The organism is Aestuariivirga sp. (genome assembly GCF_020252395.1).
In the GTDB taxonomy this organism is placed as follows: domain Bacteria; phylum Pseudomonadota; class Alphaproteobacteria; order Rhizobiales; family Aestuariivirgaceae; genus Aestuariivirga.
This window is the reverse complement of the sequence record NZ_JADCDB010000019.1, coordinates 62,662-81,771: the sequence shown is the minus strand read 5'-3', so window position 1 is coordinate 81,771 and position 19,110 is coordinate 62,662. Positions and strand designations below refer to the sequence as shown.

The following is a 19,110-nucleotide window of genomic DNA, read 5'->3' as shown; positions in this document are numbered from 1 at the left end:
TAAACCTTGTTCCGAAGAGCCATTTCCAGGGTGCCATGTTCAAGAAGATTTTGATCGCCAACCGCGGCGAAATCGCCTGCCGCGTCATCAAGACCGCCCGCCGCATGGGGCTAAAGACCGTGGCCGTCTATTCGGATGCCGATGCCCGCGCGCTGCATGTGGACATGGCGGACGAGAAGGTCCACATCGGCCCGCCCGCCGCCGCGCAGTCCTATCTGCTGGTTGAGAAGATCGTCGAGGCCTGCCAGAAGACCGGGGCAGAAGCGGTGCATCCGGGCTATGGCTTCCTCTCCGAACGCTCCGCCTTCCCCAAGGCGCTCGCCGCCGCGGGCATCACCTTTATCGGCCCCAACCCGGGCGCCATCGATGCGATGGGCGACAAGATCGAATCCAAGAAGGCGGCCGCTGCCGCCAAGGTGTCGACAGTTCCCGGTTACATGGGCATCATCGAGGATGCGGATGAGGCCGTGAAGATCGCCGGCGAGATCGGCTACCCCGTGATGATCAAGGCCTCCGCCGGCGGCGGCGGCAAGGGCATGCGCATCGCCTATTCGGAGTCGGAGGTGAAGGAAGGCTTCATCCGTGCGAAGTCCGAGGCCAAGTCCTCCTTCGGCGATGACCGCGTGTTCATCGAGAAGTTCATCGTCAACCCACGCCACATCGAGATCCAGGTGCTGGGCGACAAGCACGGCAATGTGATCTATCTGGGCGAGCGCGAATGCTCGATCCAGCGCCGCAATCAGAAAGTGATTGAGGAAGCGCCGTCTCCGCTCCTGGACGGGAAGACCCGGCATGCCATGGGCGAACAGGCTGTGGCGCTCGCCAGGGCCGTGAACTACGACTCCGCCGGCACGGTCGAGTTCGTGGCGGGCCAGGACCGCTCATTCTTCTTCCTTGAGATGAACACGCGCCTGCAGGTCGAGCACCCCGTCACCGAGCTCATCACGGGGATAGACCTCGTGGAGCAGATGATCCGGGTCGCGGCGGGCGAGGAACTCAAGATCAGGCAGCCGGACGTCAAGCTCAAGGGTTGGGCCGTCGAAAGCCGCATCTATGCCGAGGACCCCTATCGCAACTTCCTGCCCTCCACCGGCCGGCTGGTGAAATATCGTCCGCCTGCGGAACAAGTGGCGGATGGAATCACCGTGCGCAACGACACCGGCGTGTTCGAGGGGGGCGAAATCTCGATCTATTACGATCCGATGATCGCCAAGCTCTGCACCCATGCGCCGACGCGCTTAGCCGCGATTTCCAGGATGGCGGAGGCACTCGATGCCTTCCACATCGACGGCATCCAGCACAACATCCCCTTCCTCTCGGCCATCATGGAGAACCCGCGCTGGCAGTCGGGCGCGCTGTCCACGGGTTTCATCGCCGAGGAGTTCCCCGGCGGTTTCACCGGTCATGCGATCACGCCGGAGATCACGTCGGCGCTGGCCAAGGTGGCGACCGTGCTCGACCATGTGGAGAACCAGCGGAAGCGGCTCATCAATGGCCAGATGCTGAACCACGGCGTCAATCTCGCAACATCGCGCATCGTGAAGCTCGGCAAGGAATTCATACCCGTCACCGTGTCGAAGGAAACGGACACGCTCGCCGAAGGCTGCGGCTGGGCGCCGGGTCAGCCGGTGTTCTCCGCCGACCTCGGCGATGGCAATGTCACCGTGCAGGTGAAGCGCATCCTCAACGGCTACAGGCTGTCCTATCGCGGCGTTGTTCTCGAGGCCCATGTCTATACCGAACGCGAGGCGGAACTCGCCAAGCTGATGCCGGAGAAGGCGGCGGCCGACACCTCCAAGAAGCTCCTCTGCCCCATGCCGGGCTTGGTCATCGCCATTCTGGCCGTCCCCGGCCAGGAGGTGAAGGCGGGCGAGCCCCTGGCCATCGTCGAGGCGATGAAGATGGAGAATATTCTCCGCGCCGAGCGCGACGTCACCATCAAGGCCGTCAACGCCAAACAAGGCGACAGCCTGCAAGTCGATGCCGTCATCATGGAATTCGCATGAGCCTCACCACCCTTCATGTGTTCGTGGAGGGCAGGGTGCAGGGCGTGGGCTTCCGTGCCTTCGTGGAACGCGAGGCGGATGAGCGCGCCCTCCGGGGCTGGGTAAGGAACCGCAGCGACGGCCGCGTCGAAGCCGTGTTCATGGGCGGGGAGGAGGACGTGCAGTCGATGATCGCCGCCTGCCACCGCGGACCCCGACTTTCGCTCGTGCGCAACGTGACAAGCCAGCCGCACCCGCCCGGTGACTGGCGCGGCTTCGAGGTGTGGCCAACGGTGTGAAAAACTTCCTCTCCTGCAAAGCGGAAGCGCAAGGGGATGCAGCGTAGCGAGAGCATGATCCGCGAAAGTGGAACCACCTTTGCGAATAGATCATGCTCAAGCTATTGATCTGGCGCGTGTTCTTATCGATCAGGTGATGCCACCTGATCGGAACATGCGCTAGGGTAGGTGAGGGGAAGCCGCGCCCCCGCCGCTATACCTTAATGGCGTTACCGCGGCGAAGGCGGGGGGCCGCTCTCTCGCCGCACGTGTTGAGCCAAGCTGCACCCGGTTCCGCTGACGTGACGGATCGAACAGCGCGGATGTATCATTCCGGATCTGACCCGGCTCAGTTGCCGGACATCTTGGCGACTTCGGCGGCGAAGTCGTCTTCCTTCTTCTCGATGCCCTCGCCCAGCTGCATGCGGACGAAGCCGGTGAGCTTCACATCCGCACCGGCGGCCTTGGCGGCGTCCGCGATGGCCTGGGTCACGGTCTTGGCGCCGTCATGCACATAGGCCTGCTCGAGCAGACAGTTTTCCTTGGCGAAGGTCTTGAGACCGGAGGCCACGATCTTCTCCAGCACGTTGGCAGGCTTGCCGGCGTTCTTTTCCTCGAGGATCGCGGATTCACGCGCCAGCACGTCGGCGGGAACCTGTTCCAGCGTGAGGGCGACCGGGTTCGTCGCGGCGACATGCATGGCGAGCATGCGGCCGAATTCGGCGAGCGGCTGCTTGTTGCCGGTCGACTCGAGCGCCACGATGACGCCAATCTTGCCCATGCCGGGGGCAATCTGGTTATGGATGTAAGAACCGATGACGCCGTCCTTCACCGTAAGCGCGGCGGTGCGGCGCACCGTCATGTTCTCGCCGATGGCGGCGACCATTTCGGCCACATATTCAGCCACCGCGTGCGGCGAGCCGGGCATGTGCATGGTCTTCAGCGCTTCGCTGTCGCCATTGGCCTTGAGCGCCAGCTTCGCGATCTCGGCGACCATGGCTTGGAACTTCTCGTTGCGCGCCACGAAGTCAGTTTCGGAATTCACCTCGACGACGGCGCCGGTGGCGCCATCGGCGGCTACCGCGACGAGACCTTCGGCGGCGACGCGGGTCGACTTCTTGGCGGCCTTGGCGAGACCCTTGGCGCGCAGCCAGTCGACGGCGGCTTCCATGTCGCCGTTTGTCGCTGCCAGCGCGGCTTTGCAATCCATCATGCCCACGCCGGTCTTCTCGCGCAGGTCCTTGACCATTCCAGCCGTGATATCGGCCATGTTCTACCTCTTGTGGTTTGAAAGAGCGTGAGGCCTGCCGCGTTCATGCGGCAGGCCCCGGGACGAATGCGCGACGGCCGGGGCCGATTACTCGGCGGCCGGGAGTTCTTCCGCCAGCGGCTCCTCGGCGGCGCCAATGTCAACACCCGAGCCCGATTGGGCGAGCGAGATGCCTTCGATGCAGGCGCGGCTGACGAGGTCGCAGTAGAGGGCGACGGCACGGCCCGCGTCGTCATTGCCCGGGATCGGGTAGGTGACGCCGGCAGGATCCGAGTTGGTGTCGATCACCGCGATTACCGGGATGCCGAGACGGTTGGCCTCCTTGATAGCGATCTGCTCCTTGTTGGTGTCGATCACGAACAGGATGTCGGGAACGCCGCCCATGTCCTTGATGCCGCCCAGCGACTTGTCGAGCTTTTCCTTGGTGCGGGTGAGCTCGAGCATTTCGCGTTTCGTGAGGCCCGAGTTCTCCTTGCCGAGAACGTCGTCGGTGGTTCGCAGCGTCTTGATCGAGTGCGAAATGGTCTTCCAGTTGGTAAGCGTGCCGCCGAGCCAGCGGGAGTTCACATAATACTGCGCCGAGCGCTTCGCAGAGTCAGCGACGAGTTCGGACGCTGAACGTTTGGTGCCGACGAACAGCACGCGGCCGCCCTTTGCCACCGTGTCCGCCACGGCGACCAGCGCCCGGTGCAGCAGCGGAACGGTCTGCGACAGGTCGATGATATGGATGCCGTTGCGGCTTCCATAGATATAGTTGCGCATCTTCGGGTTCCAGCGGTGGGTCTGGTGGCCGAAGTGAACGCCAGCTTCCAGAAGCTGGCGCATGGTGAATTCAGGCAGTGCCATGCGGGTACGGTCCTTTTCCGGTTGATCCGCCGCGGAGAGAGTGACCGGGTTGCCCCGGCACCGGATGGATCTGGCACTATGTGGAGGCGAACCTCGTGTGCCGGAGCCTGACTCCGCGTGTGAGTTAAGAATTACCGGGCGGGCTATAGTCCTGCCGGGAGGGGAATGCAAGGGGCTGCGAATGAGCCGTTCAGCCTCCGCCAGCAGCCGAGGCCCGCCGCATTATGGCCCAGCACGCGGTAGGTATTGCCGCAAAGACAGCGACTGCGACTATGGCAAGATCGACGATATAGGTTAATCGCCGCCGCGCTGGTGGCTCATGATGGTAAATCGTGCATTTCAGCGCCGCGACGGCCATCGGCAAGCCTTTGCCGATGGCGGCAACCATGGCTTAAGACTGTTCGGCAGGGCTCTGTAAAGCCTCCCGCCACTTTGCCAAAAACCACTAAAACATAAGGAGATGTTTACTCAAAGAATTGAGCGCACCTTAAGGAGACGCCCCCTAGTCTCATTCGCGTGGAAGGGGAACTGGCCGACCAGAGAAGCCGGTCCCGTATTGAGGGTGATCGAATCGTGCCAGCTGAACCGAAGGCAGCCGCAAGCCTCCCCGCAGAGCCGGGATCGGCTCATGTCAAGCTCAAGTACCTCGACTCGCTCAACCTGATCGAGCGGCTGCACCGCCGCCTTCTCGAGGTTATCAAGGATGATTTCGAGCGCCATGGCGAGCCCGGCATCAACCCCGTGCAGGCGCTGCTCATATATAACATGGCGGATGCCGAGCTGACCGCTGGGGAATTGAAGAGCCGCGGCCATTATCAGGGTTCCAACGTCTCGTATAATCTCAAGAAACTGGTTGAGGCGGGTTATGTCCACCATGAGCGCTCCGCCAATGACCGCCGCACCGTCAAGGTTCGGCTGACGCCCAAGGGCCAAGCCGTCCGCAACCGCGTCGACGCGCTCTATGACCGCCAGCTCCGCGCCGTCGAACAGGTGGCAGGCCTCGGCGCTGAGGAGCTCGAACGCATCAACAAGTCGCTTGCCCGGCTCGAGCGCTACTGGACCGACCAGATCCTCTACCGCCTCTGAGAATTTGCCGGCCCTGCAAACGGCCGGCGAGGCTGTGCTGTTGCCGAAAAGCATCAGCGCGGCCCCAACTCCTTCCCCATGGAAGCAGTCGCTGCGGCCTATCTCAATATTGCCGCATTTGGCGGGCTTCTCGCGGCTGGAATATGTCGCTCTTTTGACGAGGCGGGCAGCAACTGGTATCAAGAGCGCGCCGGTCAGTCGCGGCGACGCGGGCGGTCCCGGAGAATGAGGGTGTAATGAAGGTGTGGTCTGTAGCGCGGTCAAAGCGCGTCCTGCAGTGTGTGTCCCTGGCGGTGCTGCTTTGCCTGACTGCGACCGTCTTGCTTCCGGTCAGCGTCCGGGCGGAGGAGGACAATTCGCTGTTTTCGCAGCTTCGCTTAAAGAAGCGGGGCGTCACACAGCCCGCCACCACCGGCCACGGCATGGGTTCGGGCATCCCCGCCACCACCGAGTCCCGCATCGTCAACGACGGCAGCGTGGCGGCCTTTATCACGCCGGACAGCCCGGCGCAGATTCAGGCCATGGCCGACAAATATGCCAAGATCGCCGCCGCCGGCGGCTGGCCGGAAGTGCCGCGGGGCCGCATCAAGAAGGGCTCCACGGGCAACCAGGTGGCGAGCCTGAATCAGCGCCTTTACGTCGAGGGCTATCTCCAGGTGGAGGCCACGCAGGGCGAGTTCCAGAAGGTCTTCACCTCCGCCACCGAGGATGCGCTGAAGCGCTTTCAGGTGAACCACGGTCTCGCCCCCAGCGGCGTGATCGACGCGGTCACGCTCGCCGCCCTCAACGTGCCGGCCCAGCAGCGGCTTGCCACCATCAAGGCGAATATTCCGCGGCTTGCCGAATACTCCAAGGACCTGGGCCCCCGCTATGTGGTGGTCAACGTCCCTGCCCAGCAGATCGAGACAGTGGAGGGGGGCAAGGTCTATTCCCTGCACAACGCCATCGTCGGCCGCCCGTCGCGGCCCACCCCCGTGGTGATGACGCCGCTCACCATCGTGCGATTCAATCCCTACTGGAACGCGCCGCCCTCGATCGTCGAGCGCGACATTATTCCGCGCATGCAGTCGCGCGGCGCCTCCAAGGTGCTGGCCGACATGAACGTCAAGGTTTTCCAGGGTGTGGGCGGCCCCGAGGTCGACCCTGACAAGATCAACTGGCGCACCGCCAAGATCGCGGATTATCACTTCCGCCAGGAGCCGGGCGGCGACAACGCCATGGCCACCGCCAAGATCGAGTTCACCAGCCCCTTCGGCATCTATCTCCACGACACGCCGGAGCCGCAGCTGTTCCGGACCGCCAACCGCTTCTATTCCTCGGGCTGCGTGCGCGTCGACAAGGTGGCGATCATGCTGGAGTGGATCCTGCAGGGCCAGGACGGGCTGAATGCGGCCAAGATCGCCGAGCTTGCTCAGTCCCAGGAGCGGCTTGACGTCAACATTCTCAATGCGCCGCAGCTGCGTGTCGCCTATCTCACCGCCTGGCCCGCAAAGGGGGGCGTCGCCGCTTTCCGCGAAGACGTTTATGAGATGGACGGGACCGGCTTCGTGGTCGGCCAGCCGCTGCCCGTGGGCGAGAAGCAGGCCGGCCAGCGCTTCGTGCTGAAGCCCATCCCCTATCTCCAGCAGGACATCGACACCAATGACGGCGGCGGCTTCCTCGCAGCGCTGTTCGGCGGCAAGAGCGCCAGGGACCAGGAGGTGAAGCCGGGGCAGAACAAGCGGGCCGGCGACAGCCTGATCAACCTCGGCGGCAACCCGGCCAAGCAGGCCTCCGTCAACACGGCCAGCAAGACGTCCAAGGCCAACGGCCCGGCCACTGGCAAGAGGTTCCTCTTCGGCTCGTCCAAGAACAGCCTCGCTGCCGACCCGGGCGCCACCGCCTCCAAGGGTCCCAAGAAAAAGACGGTGCAGAAGAAGGGCGCCAAGCCCACGGCCACCACCGCCAAGTCGCCCGCAAAGCCCGCCGCCAAGACTGCGGCCGCCACCTCCAAAACCAAGGCTGCGGCCAAGCCCGCAACGCCTGGCAAGAAGCCGGTGAGCACCACCGCCGCGGCAACACCTGCGGCCAAGCCCGCCGCCACCGCGGCAGCGAAGCCTGATAAAGCGGCCAAGCCCGCCGCCACCGCGGCAGCGAAGCCTGATAAAGCGGCCAAGCCCGCCGCCAGTTGCAAGCCCGGCAGCGGCGGCAAGCTGCCCGCCGGCTGCCCTGCGCCGAAGCCCGCTGCCGCTACGATGCCTGCCAAGCCCGCCGCTGCGGCCAAGACCGCCACGAACTGAACGCGCACAGCACGGACCTGATGGCGGACGGGAGCCTCTCCCGCCCGTGTTCGTTGGCGCGGCGCAAATGTCACCATCCTGACGCCCGGCGTGAGCGCCGCCCGCTAGCCAAAGATGTATCTGGACCTCCCCCGCGCAATCTGTCATTTGCGCCCCAACGTATCGCGTCTGCTCTGGAGGAGATTGACATGGCGAAGAAGGCTGCGGCGAAGAAGGCTGCAAAGAAGCCGGTGAAGAAAGCTGCGAAGAAGACCGCGAAAAAATCCGCTGCTGGGAAGAAGGTGGCCGCGCGCGCGCCGCTGTTCCCCGGCTTCTTTAGGGAAGCACTTTCCAAGTCGGACCCGAAGATCGCCAAGGCCATTGCCCAGGAGCTTGGCCGCCAGCAGCACGAGATCGAGCTGATCGCGTCCGAGAATATCGTCTCGAAGGCCGTGCTCGAGGCGCAGGGCTCCGTGATGACAAACAAATATGCGGAGGGCTATCCGGGCCGCCGCTATTATGGCGGCTGCCAGTATGTCGACGTTTCCGAGCAGCTGGCGATCGACCGCGCCAAGGCGCTCTTCAACTGCGCCTATGCCAATGTCCAGCCGCACTCGGGCGCCACCGCAAACCAGGCGGTGTTCTTCGCGCTCCTGCAGCCCGGCGACACCTACATGGGCCTCGACCTCGCCTGCGGCGGTCACCTGACGCATGGCTCCCCCGTCAACCAGTCCGGCAAGTGGTTCAAGGTCGCCCCCTACAAGGTGCGCGAGGACAACCACCTCATCGATTATGACAAGCTGGCCGAGCAGGCGCTGTCCGTGAAGCCCAGGCTTATCATCGCCGGCGGCTCGGCCTATCCGCGCATCATCGATTTCAGGCGCTTCCGCCAGATCGCCGACTCGGTGGGCGCCAGGCTGATGGTCGACATGGCCCATTTCGCGGGCCTCGTGGCGGGCGGCGTGCATCCGAACCCGCTCGAATATGCCGACGTCGTCACCACCACGACCCACAAGACGCTGCGTGGGCCCCGCGGCGGCCTGATCCTTTCGAACGACGAAGACCTCGGCAAGAAGTTCAACTCGGCGGTCTTCCCGGGCCTCCAGGGCGGCCCGCTCGAGCACGTCATCGCCGCCAAGGCCGTGGCCTTCGGCGAGGCGCTGAAGCCCGCCTTCAAGAAATATGCGAAGGCGGTGGCCGGCAATGCCAAGGTCCTCGCCAAGGCCATGATGGACGGCGGCTCCGACCTCGTCTCCGGGGGCACCGACACGCACCTGATGCTGGTCGACCTGCGCAAGAAGGGTGTCACCGGCAAGGCCGCCGAGCAGTCGTTGGGCCGCGCCTACATCACCTGCAACAAGAACGGCATCCCGTTCGACCCCGCGCCCTTCACCATCACCTCCGGCATCCGGCTGGGCACCCCGGCCGGCACCACCCGCGGCTTCGGCGCGGCGGAGTTCACGGAAGTGGGCGCGCTGATCAACGAGGTGCTCGATGGCCTCGCCAGGAACGGCGAAGGGAAGAACGGCAAGGTCGAGAAGGCCGTGGCCGCCAAGGTCAAGAAGCTGACGGCGAAGTTCCCGATCTACTGATCTGTTTTCCGCACCACAAAGTCATGATGGCCGGGCTCATCCCGGCCCTTTCCATTCGTGAACGATCCGGCATCACCTCCACCCCTACCCCTTGGAGGTGTACAGTGGGAAGGGGTTGGGGGTTGGGGGCTGCACGGGGATTACCGTTCATTGCGCCCCTTGACCCACCCCCACCTCTCCCCCACACATGGTGCAACCTCACCACCCGAGTCATCATCCCTTGCGCTGTCCCTTCTGCTCCAATGAAGAAACCCAGGTAAAGGACAGCCGTCCAACCGAGGATGGCACGGCCATCCGCCGCCGCCGCTATTGTCCGGATTGCTCCGGCCGCTTCACCACCTTCGAGCGGGTGCAGCTGCGCGAGCTGATGGTGCTCAAGAAGACCGGCCGCCGTGTGCCCTTCGACCGCGACAAGCTGATGCGCTCGATCCAGGTGGCGCTCAGAAAGCGCCCGGTGGACCCGGAGCGGGTGGAGCGCATGGTCTCCGGCATCGTCAGAAGGCTGGAAAGCTTGGGCGAAAGCGAAATCAAGTCCGAGACAGTGGGCAAGCTCGTGATGGAAGCCTTGAAGATGCTCGACGACGTCGCCTATGTCCGCTTCGCCTCCGTCTACAAGAACTTCCGCGAAGCCAAGGACTTCGAAGAACTTCTGGGCGAACTCTCGGGCGACGAGGACAACGGCGAGACCGGTGACAACTGACGACCATCGCTGGATGGACGTGGCGCTGCGGCTTGGCCGCCGCGCGCTGGGCGCCACGGCGGAGAACCCCAATGTCGGCTGCGTCATCGTCCGCGACGGCCGCCTCTTGGGCGTGGGCTGGACCCAGCCCGGAGGCCGCCCCCACGCCGAGACCGAAGCCCTGAAAATCGCGGGTGACAAGGCCCGCGGCGCCACGGCTTATGTGACGCTGGAACCCTGCGCGCATCATGGCAAAACCGGGCCTTGCGCCGAGGCGCTGGCGACGGCCGGCATCGCCCGCGTCGTGACCGCGATTGAGGACCCGGACCCCCGCGTCTCGGGCGGCGGCCATGCGATCCTGCAGCGGTCGGGCATTCTCTTCGAGTCCGGTCTGAAGGCTGATGAGGCCCGCCGCGACATGGCCGGCTTCCTGACTCGAATGACGAAGAAGCGCCCCCAAGTGGTTCTGAAGATGGCCTTTTCCGCCGATGGCAAGATCGCCGCCGGCGTCGGCAGGCGCACCGCCATCTCCGGGCAGGAGGCCAAGGCGCGGGTCCACCTCCTGCGCGCCCAGTCGAACGCCATTCTGGTCGGCATGGGCACGGTGCGGGCGGATGACCCGGAACTCACCTGCCGTCTGCCTGGCCTCCGCAACCGCTCGCCCCAGCCCTTCGTGATGAGCCGCCATGGCCAGCTGCCGCCCAGCTCCCACCTCGCCAAACGTGGCGCTGAGGTGTTGCGCGGCACCGCTGCCCAGGTGGTGGCCGAGCTCGGCCTGCGCGGCATCAACCGACTGATGGTCGAAGGCGGCGCACGGGTGGCGCGCAGCTTTCTCGAGGCCGGACTGGTCGACGAGTTCCACCTCATCCGCTCTCCCGTGACTCTGGGTCCCGATGGGGTCGACGGGCTCGCCGGCCTGCCGCTCGAGCAGGCATTGCAGCCATTCCAGCCGGTCGAGCAGGAAAAGCTTGGGAGCGACCTGCTGAGCGTCTATGAAGCCCGCCCATAAGAGGGCTTCATGTTTACCGGCATCATCACCGACATCGGCGCCGTGCGCGCCGTCACCCGTGCGGGCGACACACGCTTCGAAATCGCCACCGCCTATGATCTCGCAACCGTCGGCATGGGCGCCTCAATCGCCTGCAACGGCTGCTGCCTGACCGTGATCGAGAAGGGGCCGGACTGGTTCGCCATCCAGGCCTCGGCTGAGACGCTCTCCAAAACCACGCTCGGCGGCTGGACCACCGGCACCCGCATCAACCTTGAGCGCGCCCTCAAGATCGGCGACGAGCTGGGCGGTCACATCGTGTCGGGCCATATCGACGGCCTGGGCGAGATCGTCTCGATCACCCCGGAAGGGGACTCCATGCGCTTCCGCTTCCGCGTGCCGCATGAGCTCGCCCGCTTCATCGCGCCCAAGGGCTCGGTCGCCATCGACGGCACCTCGCTCACCGTCAACGAGGTCGAAGGCAATGTCTTCGGGGTCAACATCATCCCGCACACCCAGACCGTCACCACCTGGGGCGCCATGAAGCCGGGCCAGCGGGTCAACATTGAAATCGACATGCTGGCGCGCTATGTCGCCCGCCTCACCGAGTACAAACCGGCATGAAAGTCGAAAAGTCTTCAGCCCCCGTCGAGCAGGTCCGGGCGCACCTCCTGATCCTCGAGGCCCGCTTCTATGGCGATCTCTGCGACGAGATGTGCCGCGGCGCCATCGCGGCCATCGAGCGGGCAGGGGCAACGTGGGAACGCATGGCCGTTCCCGGAGCCCTCGAAATCCCCGGCGCCATCGCGCTGGCGCATGAGACGGGCCTCTACCACGGTTATGTGGCGTTGGGCTGCGTGCTGCGCGGCGAGACCACGCATTACGACATCGTCTCCAACGAAAGCGCCCGCGGCATCATGGACCTCACCTTGGAGGGCCTGTGCATCGGCAACGGCATCCTCACCTGCGAGAACGAGGCGCAGGCCTGGGCCCGCGCCAAGGTCGATGACATGGACAAGGGCGGCGGTGCGGCGGAAGCAGCACTCTCCGTGATCCGCTTCTCCCGCCTGATGGGCCGCAAGGCCGCGGGCCACGGCACGAAGGCCGCGCCGTGAGCGGCGCCGGGAAGAAATATCCCCGCGAACGCCGCTCTGCCGCCAGGCTGGGCGCCGTTCAGGCGCTTTACCAGATGGACCTCTCGGGCTCGGACGTGGGCGAGACTCTGGCGCAGTTCTCCTCGCGTGCGTCCGGCGAGAACTTCGAGGACGGCCAGTGCGGCGAGGCCGACTATCGCCACCTGAAGGACGTGGTCGATGGTGTCGTCCGTGAGCAGAAGGCCATCGACCCCACGGTGGACAAGATCCTCGACAAGAACTGGCCGCTGCACCGGCTGGACTCCACCGTGCGCGCCATCCTGCGCGCCGGCGCCTATGAGCTGATGTTCATGGAGCGTGTCCCCGCCAAGGTGGCGATCAGCGAATATGTGGACGTGGCGGATGCCTTCTTCGGCGCGGAGGAGCCGCGCTTCGTGAACGGCGTGCTCAACGAGCTCGCCCGCCAGTCGCGGCCCGGGGAATTCGGCGCGTGACGGATAAGGCCCCCGCCTTCGACGATGCGAAGGCTCGCCGCAACGCGATGATCCTCGCCGCCGCCCAGGCGCTTTACGGGGCGGTAACCACGGCCGTGGTGGTAACGGCGGGACTTGTGGGTTCCCAGCTCTCCCCCAGCCCCGTGTGGGCCACCTTGCCCATGTCGATGATGATCGTTGGCACGGCGCTATCGACCTTTCCGATCTCGTTGATGATGCGCCGCATCGGGCGGCGCGCAGGTTTTGTGTCGTGTGCGCTGGCGGGGGGCGTTGGCGCCCTCGTTGGCGCCTATGCCATCTTCCAGCGCAGCTTCGGCCTGTTCCTGCTGGGCTGCCTCATGATCGGCATTTACCAGGCCTCCGCTTCTTATTACCGCTTCGCGGCAGCCGACACGGCAAGCCCCGCCTTCCGCCCCAGGGCGATTTCCTGGGTGATGACCGGCGGCATTCTTGCGGCTCTCATCGGCACGCTCATGGTCATGGAGACTGTCGATCTCTTCGCGCCTGTCACTTTCGCCGGCACATGGACGGTCATGGCCGCCTTGGCTCTCATCGGTGCGGCCATCCTGACCGCCGTCGATATCCCCCTCATCCAGAAGCACGGCGCGCCCCCGGGCCGCCCGCTGCGGGAGATCGCCGGCCAGCCACGCTACATCGTGGCGGCCATGACGGGCATGCTGGCCTACGGCATCATGGTGCTGGTGATGACGGCGACCCCCGTCGCCATGCTGGGCTGCGGCTTCACGGTGAAGGATTCGAGCTGGGTCATCCAGTGGCACGCGCTCGCGATGTTCGTGCCCAGCTTCTTCACCGGCTCCTTTATCCAGCGCTTCGGCGCGGAGAGGGTTTCCGCCATCGGCATGCTGCTGCTGGTGGGTGCTGCGGTCTCCGGCCTCTTGGGGCTTCATTTCGAGAACTTCGCCATCGGCCTGGTGCTCTTAGGGCTGGGCTGGAACTTCGGCTACATCGGCGGCACCACCATGCTCACTGAAACCTATGCGCCGGAAGAAAAGAACAAGGCCCAGGGCCTCAACGACCTGCTGGTCTTCACCACCACCGCCGTCACCTCGCTCTTGGCCGGCAAGCTCCTCGCCTGGTTCGGCTGGCAGGGCGTGAACTATGCCGTCTTCCCCATGGTGGTGCTGGCGCTGGCGATGATCGTGTGGCTGGTAAGGCATCCTTATGGGAAGGCAATGAAGGTGGCATGACCGGCGCGTCTTCTCCAGCTGAAGCGGAAGAACACAAAATCGGCTGTTCATGCGCGGCGAAGGGACGCGTAAGGTCTCGGCCAAATCCACCGTCCGATCCGCCGCCCCAGCTTCGCTGCGCCGAACATCACGCCGGCGATCCACAGCAGCAGCCACAGCGACCAGACCGCCGCGGTGGTCATCATGCTGGCGAAGGTCAGCGCCGCGCCGCCCAGCACCATCACGGCGCGGGTGGCGGTACCGAAGCGGGCGGAGAGCTTCGCGAGCGTTCCCATCTCTTCCGCCGATTTTGCCGTACCCAGAGCCGCCACCGTTGTGCGGTATCCGGCGTTGCTGCCGATCGTCGCGACATCGCTGCCGAGGCCCTTGAGCGCCGTCACGGCTTCCGCCTTCAGCACGCGGCCCGAGGCGGTGCGCGCGGCCGCGAGGTCGAGCCGCGCCACCGACATTCCAACCAGGCGCAGCGCCTCCCCGTCCAAGGCATTGGCGGCCACCATGCCCACGTCGCGGGCGAGCAGGGGCGACAGGCGCCCGGCGCGCGTCACCGCCTTGAGCGTTGAGACGCCCGCCTTCTCGGGGCCCGCGGCCCCCAGTGTCGCCACCGTGGCCGCGGTGAGGCCAAGGCCCACCGTGGCGAGTCCGATCACGAGAGGGTCGATCTCCTCGCCGGACACATAGCGGGCCGCCTGGTTATAGAGGTCGCGGATGTCGCCAATGCCGGTGAGGTCGGCGGCCACCGCGCCCGCCAGCGCCGCCTCATTGGGCGCATCGCCGGAGAGGAAGCCGTTCCAGGCATCCGCGCCGATGCGGGCGGAGGCCTCGTCCTGCGCCGCCGCAATGCGGCCGGCGAGGGTGGCGGGGAGCGTCACGCCACGCTCCGCCGCCAGCTGGGCGATGGAAGAGGCCAGGTCCTCGTCCTTCTCCGCCAGCGCCCGCTCGGCGGCGGCGGTGTAATCGTCAGCCGTCTTGCGGGTCAGGAAATAGGCGGCGGCCGAGACCTCGTCACGCGGACCTGCCAGAAAGCGGACGGCGGCAATGCCGCGGGGCAGGGCGACCGAGCCCAGCACCACCAGAACAGTTGCAAAAATGAACCCTGCCACCCAGACTTTCATGCCACCCCTCCCAAACGACAGTTTAAGAATATAACCCTAGAATGCGTCCGTTTTAGGGCCGGATCTGGCCCTTCTCCGGGGATTTTCTGGTGGTTGCCTCCAAGGCTTTGATAAGGCATACCCAAGCCCACCTTCCGGGGCAGGGAAAACGCGGATGATTCCGCGCACGGGGCTCTGAAGAAACGCGAACAAACACAAGGGTTTATCATGACCACTGCACTCTGGCTGATCGTGCTCGCAGGCGCGCTCTCCATCGTGTACGGCATCGTGACGACGCGCGGCCTGATGGCCGCTGACGCCGGCTCGGCCCGTATGCAGGAGATTTCCGCGGCCGTGCGCGAAGGCGCCAAGGCCTATCTCAACCGTCAGTACACCACCATCGCCATCGTCGGCGTGGCGATCTTCATCCTTGCCTTCTTCCTGCTCGGCCAATGGTCGGCCATCGGCTTCGCCATCGGCGCCGTCCTGTCGGGGCTTGCGGGCTTCATCGGCATGAACGTCTCGGTGCGCGCCAACGTGCGCGTGGCGCAGGCTGCGACCAAGTCGCTCGCCGGCGGCCTCGACCTCGCCTTCAAGGCGGGTGCGGTGACCGGCCTCCTCGTGGCGGGCTTGGGCCTGCTTGGCGTCACTCTCTACTTCGGCTTCCTCAAGGACACGCTGGGCTTTGATCCCACCAGCCGCACCGTCATCGACGCACTGGTGTCGCTGTCCTTCGGCGCCTCGCTCATCTCGATCTTCGCCCGTCTCGGCGGCGGCATCTTCACCAAGGGCGCGGACGTCGGCGGCGACATGGTGGGCAAGGTCGAAGCCGGCATTCCGGAAGATGATCCGCGCAACCCCGCCACCATCGCCGACAATGTCGGTGACAACGTCGGCGACTGCGCCGGCATGGCGGCCGACCTGTTCGAAACCTATGTGGTGACCACGGTGGCCACCATGGTTCTCGCGGCCATCGCGCTCCCCGCGGAGTTCAAGCTCGCCGGCATGGTGTTGCCGCTGGCCATCGGCGGCGCCTGCGTGGTGACCTCGATCATCGGCACCTACTTCGTCAAGCTCGGCGCCTCCAACAACATCATGGGCGCGCTCTACAAGGGCGTGATCGCGACGGGCGTCCTGTCGCTCATCGCGCTCTATCCGGTGATCAGCCTCGTCTTCGGCGGCATGTCCCTCGACCTCGGCGGCTTCACCCCGATGAGCCTGTTCTGGTGCGGCGTGGTGGGCCTCGTCATCACCGCGGCGATCATCTGGATCACCGAATATTACACCGGCACCGGCAAGCGCCCGGTGAACTCGATCGCCGAAGCCTCGATCACCGGTCACGGCACCAACGTGATCCAGGGCCTCGCGGTCTCGATGGAAGCCACCGCTCTTCCGGCCCTCGTGATCATCGCCGGCATCGTCGTGACCTACGGCCTGGCCGGCCTGTTCGGCACCGCCGTAGCCGTCACCACCATGCTCGCGCTGGCCGGCATGATCGTGGCGCTCGATGCCTTCGGTCCGGTGACGGACAATGCCGGCGGCATCGCCGAAATGGCGGGCCTGCCGAAGGAGGTGCGTCATAACACCGACGCGCTCGACGCGGTCGGCAACACCACCAAGGCCGTGACCAAGGGCTATGCCATCGGTTCGGCCGGCCTTGGCGCGCTGGTGCTGTTCGCGGCCTATACGCAGGATCTGAAGACCTTCTTCGCGGACGTGCCGGTCGATTTCTCGCTGTCGAGCCCGTGGGTGGTCGTGGGCCTGCTCTTCGGCGGCCTGCTGCCCTACCTGTTCGGCGGCATGTCGATGACCGCGGTGGGCCGTGCGGCCCAGTCCGTCGTCGTCGAGGTGCGCCGCCAGTTCAAGGAGAAGCCGGGCATCATGACCGGCAAGGACAAGCCTGACTACGGCCGCGCCGTGGACATGCTGACCAAGGCGGCGATCAAGGAAATGATCGTCCCGTCGCTTCTCCCCGTGCTGTCGCCGATCGTCGTCTACTTCGTCATCAACGCCATTGCCGGCCAGGCCGCGGCCTTCGCGGCTGTGGGCGCCATGCTGATGGGCGTGATCGTGACAGGCCTGTTCGTCGCCATCTCGATGACGGCGGGCGGCGGCGCCTGGGACAACGCGAAGAAATCCTTCGAGGACGGCTTCGTCGACTCCCACGGCGTCAAGCACTTCAAGGGTTCCGATGCCCACAAGGCCTCGGTGACGGGCGACACCGTCGGCGACCCCTACAAGGACACGGCGGGCCCCGCCGTGAACCCGATGATCAAGATCACCAACATCGTGGCGCTGCTGCTGCTGGCCGTTCTGGCCGGGCACTAAGTTTCGCCGTCGTTTGACATGGCCCCGTCCGGAGAAATCCGGGCGGGGTTTTGTTTCGCTTGCAATTCCGGCGTCGCTGCGGCGAGCTCTTCGCGGGCGGGCGCAACGGGCCCTCACGTATAGGCAGAAAGTTGCGCCAGCTGTTGAATCTGGACCATCTTACGCTTCGCAAGCGATTCCGCTTGCCCGCCCGATCCGTTATATCCTGCCCTGCAGCATGGGGGCGGTGCGCGTGCCCTTCGAGGTGCGCAGCAGGGCACTGATGATCGAGGTGTCCTCGCCGTAGACGGGGGTGGCATTGGTGTTGATGTCGATCACCCGGCCGTCCTGCAGCCCATACTGGGCATAGCTTTTCACTTTGCCATCCTCGTTGAAGCGGATGGCGATGACGGTGCGGTCGGTTTCCGAGGTCAGGAAGGCTTTGCTGGTGGTGATCTGGGTGATGTAATAAAAACTGTCGCCCTTGTACTGCACCGAGGCCGTGGTCGAGGGCGTGCCCATGATGCCTTCGACTTCCATCTTCGACATGCCCGTGGCGATCTGTTCGAAGGCGCCGGGCTTCGGCATGTATCCGCGGTGCTCGACGTCCGGCGTGCAGCCGGCCAGGAAAAGAGCGAGCCCCGCCGCGGCGAGAAGGCTGGTGGCGAAACGCATCTTGGGTATCTGCATCGGCTGCAAGCTTGTTCCTAATCCCCTGAACGGCGGAATCGTATAAGACACCAGTGAACCATACCTTCCGTTAGCCGCAATGACATGATCCTGAAACGACTTTTCGACCGATCCCCCCACCCCGCACGCCGCTGTTACGAGGCAATTGTGGCTGCCGCGCGGCACCCCGCTTTCTATGCGCGCTGGGGGGTGGCGGACACGCTGGACGGGCGCTTCGATATGATTGTGCTGCACAGCTACCTGGTCCTTGACCGGCTCAAGGGGGCGGAGCCACGCTTCCGCCAGGATCTGGTGGACGAATTCTTCCGCGACATGGACTATTCGCTGCGCGAATTAGGGGTGGGGGACCTGTCGGTGGGCAAGAAAGTTCGGAAAATGGCCGAGGTTTTCTACGGACGGGTCGCGGCCTATGACACGGCCCTTGCCGCGGAAGGCAATGCTCTCGTGGCCGCGCTGGCCCGCAACGTTTTTCCGGACGATCCGGCAGCTGCCGAATCGGATGGCGCGGCCCGGCTGGCGGACTATGCGAGGGACCAGCGCAGCCATTTGGCCGCGCAGGATGTCAAGGCCATTGCCGGGGGGCAGGTCAGTTTCAGGGAGCCCACGCCATGAAGAATCGCTCGCCGAACATCGAGTTTTCGCGCCCGCTGCAGGTCGACCGCGTGCCCAAGCCCGGCTCCACCGAAAAGCTTTCGGCCGAGCCGGGGGAGCTGCAGGCGCTGGCCAGGCGCTTCAAGATCCCGGCCCTCCATGCGCTTTCCGCCGAGATCCGCGCGACACCCTGGCGCGGCGGCGGCATGAAGCTCGAAGGCCACATCACGGCGGATCTGGAACAGGTGTCGGTAATCAGCCTCGAGCCCTTCCGGGAGACCGTCTCGCTGCCGCTGGCGCGCTATTTTCTGCCGCCTGGCGCGGTGGTGGACAATGACCGGGAGGACGATGCCGACCCCATCGACAATGGCTGGATCGACCTCGGCGAGGTGGTGGCCGAGACGCTGGCCCTTGACCTCGACCCCTATCCGCGGCGGCCGGGGGAGGCCTTCCCCGGCCATGTGGAAGACAATGGGACTGCCGAAAAGGCCGCTTCGCCCTTCGCCGTTCTCGCCGCGAAAAAGGGCAGTTGACGTGAGGATGCCGGGGGGCCGCCCTTTTTTGGAATGACTTTCACAAGCCAATCTCTTAAGCGTTTAACCACGGTGCGGCGGGCTTTGTCCCGCCTTTCGGGTGCGACGGGCGAGTATCGG

The 19,110-nt window shown here is 65.1% G+C and carries 17 protein-coding genes and 1 pseudogene; 14 read left to right on the top strand and 4 right to left on the bottom strand.

All coding sequences use genetic code 11. The annotated features are described in order from the left end of the window. Positions 1-35 precede the first annotated feature (35 nt). Together IOC82_RS09865 and IOC82_RS09860 are read left to right on the top strand one after the other, a co-directional pair. Positions 36-2,006 (top strand): acetyl/propionyl/methylcrotonyl-CoA carboxylase subunit alpha, encoded by a 1,971-nt coding sequence (locus tag IOC82_RS09865; RefSeq protein WP_290546012.1) that lies wholly within the window; start codon positions 36-38, stop codon positions 2,004-2,006. After that, a complete protein-coding gene (locus tag IOC82_RS09860; RefSeq protein ID WP_290546011.1) occupies positions 2,003-2,284 on the top strand; it encodes an acylphosphatase in 282 nt (93 codons plus the stop codon). The genes IOC82_RS09865 and IOC82_RS09860 overlap by 4 nt, the downstream gene beginning before the upstream one ends. Positions 2,285-2,612: 328 nt before the next feature. Here IOC82_RS09860 and tsf read toward each other — a convergent pair whose 3' ends face one another. Together tsf and rpsB are read right to left on the bottom strand one after the other, a co-directional pair. Then, positions 2,613-3,533 (bottom strand): translation elongation factor Ts, encoded by a 921-nt coding sequence (gene tsf / locus IOC82_RS09855; protein WP_290546010.1) that lies wholly within the window; start codon positions 3,531-3,533, stop codon positions 2,613-2,615. 90 nt (positions 3,534-3,623) lie between these two features. Then, positions 3,624-4,379, bottom strand: a pseudogene (rpsB, locus tag IOC82_RS09850) (30S ribosomal protein S2); the annotation flags it as partial. 573 nt (positions 4,380-4,952) lie between these two features. Here rpsB and IOC82_RS09845 point away from each other — a divergent pair. From IOC82_RS09845 to IOC82_RS09805, 9 genes are all read left to right on the top strand, one after another. After that, a complete protein-coding gene (locus IOC82_RS09845; protein ID WP_290546009.1) occupies positions 4,953-5,465 on the top strand; it encodes a MarR family transcriptional regulator in 513 nt (170 codons plus the stop codon). Between the two features lie 320 nt (positions 5,466-5,785). After that, positions 5,786-7,744, top strand: coding sequence for a L,D-transpeptidase family protein (locus IOC82_RS09840; protein ID WP_290546008.1), 1,959 nt, complete (start codon positions 5,786-5,788; stop codon positions 7,742-7,744). A gap of 188 nt (positions 7,745-7,932) precedes the next feature. Continuing rightward, complete coding sequence (glyA, locus tag IOC82_RS09835; protein ID WP_290546007.1) at positions 7,933-9,315, top strand: serine hydroxymethyltransferase; 1,383 nt, start codon at positions 7,933-7,935, stop codon at positions 9,313-9,315. A gap of 220 nt (positions 9,316-9,535) precedes the next feature. After that, positions 9,536-10,015, top strand: a complete 480-nt coding sequence (gene nrdR, locus IOC82_RS09830; RefSeq protein WP_290546006.1) for a transcriptional regulator NrdR — start codon at positions 9,536-9,538, stop codon at positions 10,013-10,015. Then, the gene (ribD, locus tag IOC82_RS09825; protein WP_290546005.1) at positions 10,005-11,003 is read left to right on the top strand and encodes a bifunctional diaminohydroxyphosphoribosylaminopyrimidine deaminase/5-amino-6-(5-phosphoribosylamino)uracil reductase RibD; all 999 of its coding nucleotides are present in this window, start codon (positions 10,005-10,007) and stop codon (positions 11,001-11,003) included. The genes nrdR and ribD overlap by 11 nt, the downstream gene beginning before the upstream one ends. 9 nt (positions 11,004-11,012) lie before the next feature. Next, positions 11,013-11,606: a riboflavin synthase gene (locus IOC82_RS09820; RefSeq protein WP_290546004.1), complete on the top strand. Its 594-nt coding sequence runs from the start codon at positions 11,013-11,015 to the stop codon at positions 11,604-11,606. Continuing rightward, the gene (gene ribH / locus IOC82_RS09815) at positions 11,603-12,097 is read left to right on the top strand and encodes a 6,7-dimethyl-8-ribityllumazine synthase (RefSeq protein ID WP_290546003.1); all 495 of its coding nucleotides are present in this window, start codon (positions 11,603-11,605) and stop codon (positions 12,095-12,097) included. The genes IOC82_RS09820 and ribH overlap by 4 nt, the downstream gene beginning before the upstream one ends. After that, entirely contained in the window at positions 12,094-12,570 is a 477-nt protein-coding gene (gene nusB, locus IOC82_RS09810) for a transcription antitermination factor NusB (RefSeq protein WP_290546002.1), read from the top strand. Before ribH ends, nusB begins: the two co-directional genes overlap by 4 nt. After that, complete coding sequence (locus IOC82_RS09805; protein WP_290546001.1) at positions 12,567-13,778, top strand: MFS transporter; 1,212 nt, start codon at positions 12,567-12,569, stop codon at positions 13,776-13,778. The genes nusB and IOC82_RS09805 overlap by 4 nt, the downstream gene beginning before the upstream one ends. A gap of 47 nt (positions 13,779-13,825) precedes the next feature. On the opposite strand, the gene IOC82_RS09800 is transcribed toward IOC82_RS09805, so the two are convergent. After that, positions 13,826-14,890, bottom strand: a complete 1,065-nt coding sequence (locus IOC82_RS09800) for a hypothetical protein (RefSeq protein ID WP_290546000.1) — start codon at positions 14,888-14,890, stop codon at positions 13,826-13,828. A gap of 207 nt (positions 14,891-15,097) precedes the next feature. On the opposite strand from IOC82_RS09800, the gene IOC82_RS09795 reads away from it, so the two are divergent. Then, a complete protein-coding gene (locus IOC82_RS09795; protein ID WP_290545999.1) occupies positions 15,098-17,197 on the top strand; it encodes a sodium-translocating pyrophosphatase in 2,100 nt (699 codons plus the stop codon). A 198-nt stretch (positions 17,198-17,395) separates the two neighbouring features. Here IOC82_RS09795 and bamE read toward each other — a convergent pair whose 3' ends face one another. Beyond that, positions 17,396-17,851 (bottom strand): outer membrane protein assembly factor BamE, encoded by a 456-nt coding sequence (gene bamE, locus IOC82_RS09790; RefSeq protein WP_290545998.1) that lies wholly within the window; start codon positions 17,849-17,851, stop codon positions 17,396-17,398. 204 nt (positions 17,852-18,055) lie between these two features. Between bamE and IOC82_RS09785 the strand changes: the two genes are divergently transcribed. Further along, positions 18,056-18,478: a ubiquinol-cytochrome C chaperone family protein gene (locus IOC82_RS09785; RefSeq protein ID WP_290545997.1), complete on the top strand. Its 423-nt coding sequence runs from the start codon at positions 18,056-18,058 to the stop codon at positions 18,476-18,478. Next, on the top strand, positions 18,475-18,990 hold the full coding sequence (locus IOC82_RS09780; RefSeq protein WP_290545996.1) for a DUF177 domain-containing protein: 516 nt from the start codon (positions 18,475-18,477) through the stop codon (positions 18,988-18,990). The genes IOC82_RS09785 and IOC82_RS09780 overlap by 4 nt, the downstream gene beginning before the upstream one ends. Positions 18,991-19,110: the final 120 nt, after the last annotated feature.

Bases quoted from the DNA above. Each gene is read 5' to 3' on its own strand.
- IOC82_RS09865 (WP_290546012.1), top strand. From the start codon at position 36: ATGTTCAAGAAGATTTTGATCGCCAACCGCGGCGAAATCGCCTGCCGC.
- IOC82_RS09860 (WP_290546011.1), top strand. From the start codon at position 2,003: ATGAGCCTCACCACCCTTCATGTGTTCGTGGAGGGCAGGGTGCAGGGC.
- tsf (WP_290546010.1), bottom strand. From the start codon at position 3,533: ATGGCCGATATCACGGCTGGAATGGTCAAGGACCTGCGCGAGAAGACC.
- glyA (WP_290546007.1), top strand. From the start codon at position 7,933: ATGGCGAAGAAGGCTGCGGCGAAGAAGGCTGCAAAGAAGCCGGTGAAG.
- IOC82_RS09820 (WP_290546004.1), top strand. From the start codon at position 11,013: ATGTTTACCGGCATCATCACCGACATCGGCGCCGTGCGCGCCGTCACC.
- ribH (WP_290546003.1), top strand. From the start codon at position 11,603: ATGAAAGTCGAAAAGTCTTCAGCCCCCGTCGAGCAGGTCCGGGCGCAC.
- IOC82_RS09800 (WP_290546000.1), bottom strand. From the start codon at position 14,890: ATGAAAGTCTGGGTGGCAGGGTTCATTTTTGCAACTGTTCTGGTGGTG.
- IOC82_RS09795 (WP_290545999.1), top strand. From the start codon at position 15,098: ATGACCACTGCACTCTGGCTGATCGTGCTCGCAGGCGCGCTCTCCATC.
- bamE (WP_290545998.1), bottom strand. From the start codon at position 17,851: ATGCGTTTCGCCACCAGCCTTCTCGCCGCGGCGGGGCTCGCTCTTTTC.
- IOC82_RS09780 (WP_290545996.1), top strand. From the start codon at position 18,475: ATGAAGAATCGCTCGCCGAACATCGAGTTTTCGCGCCCGCTGCAGGTC.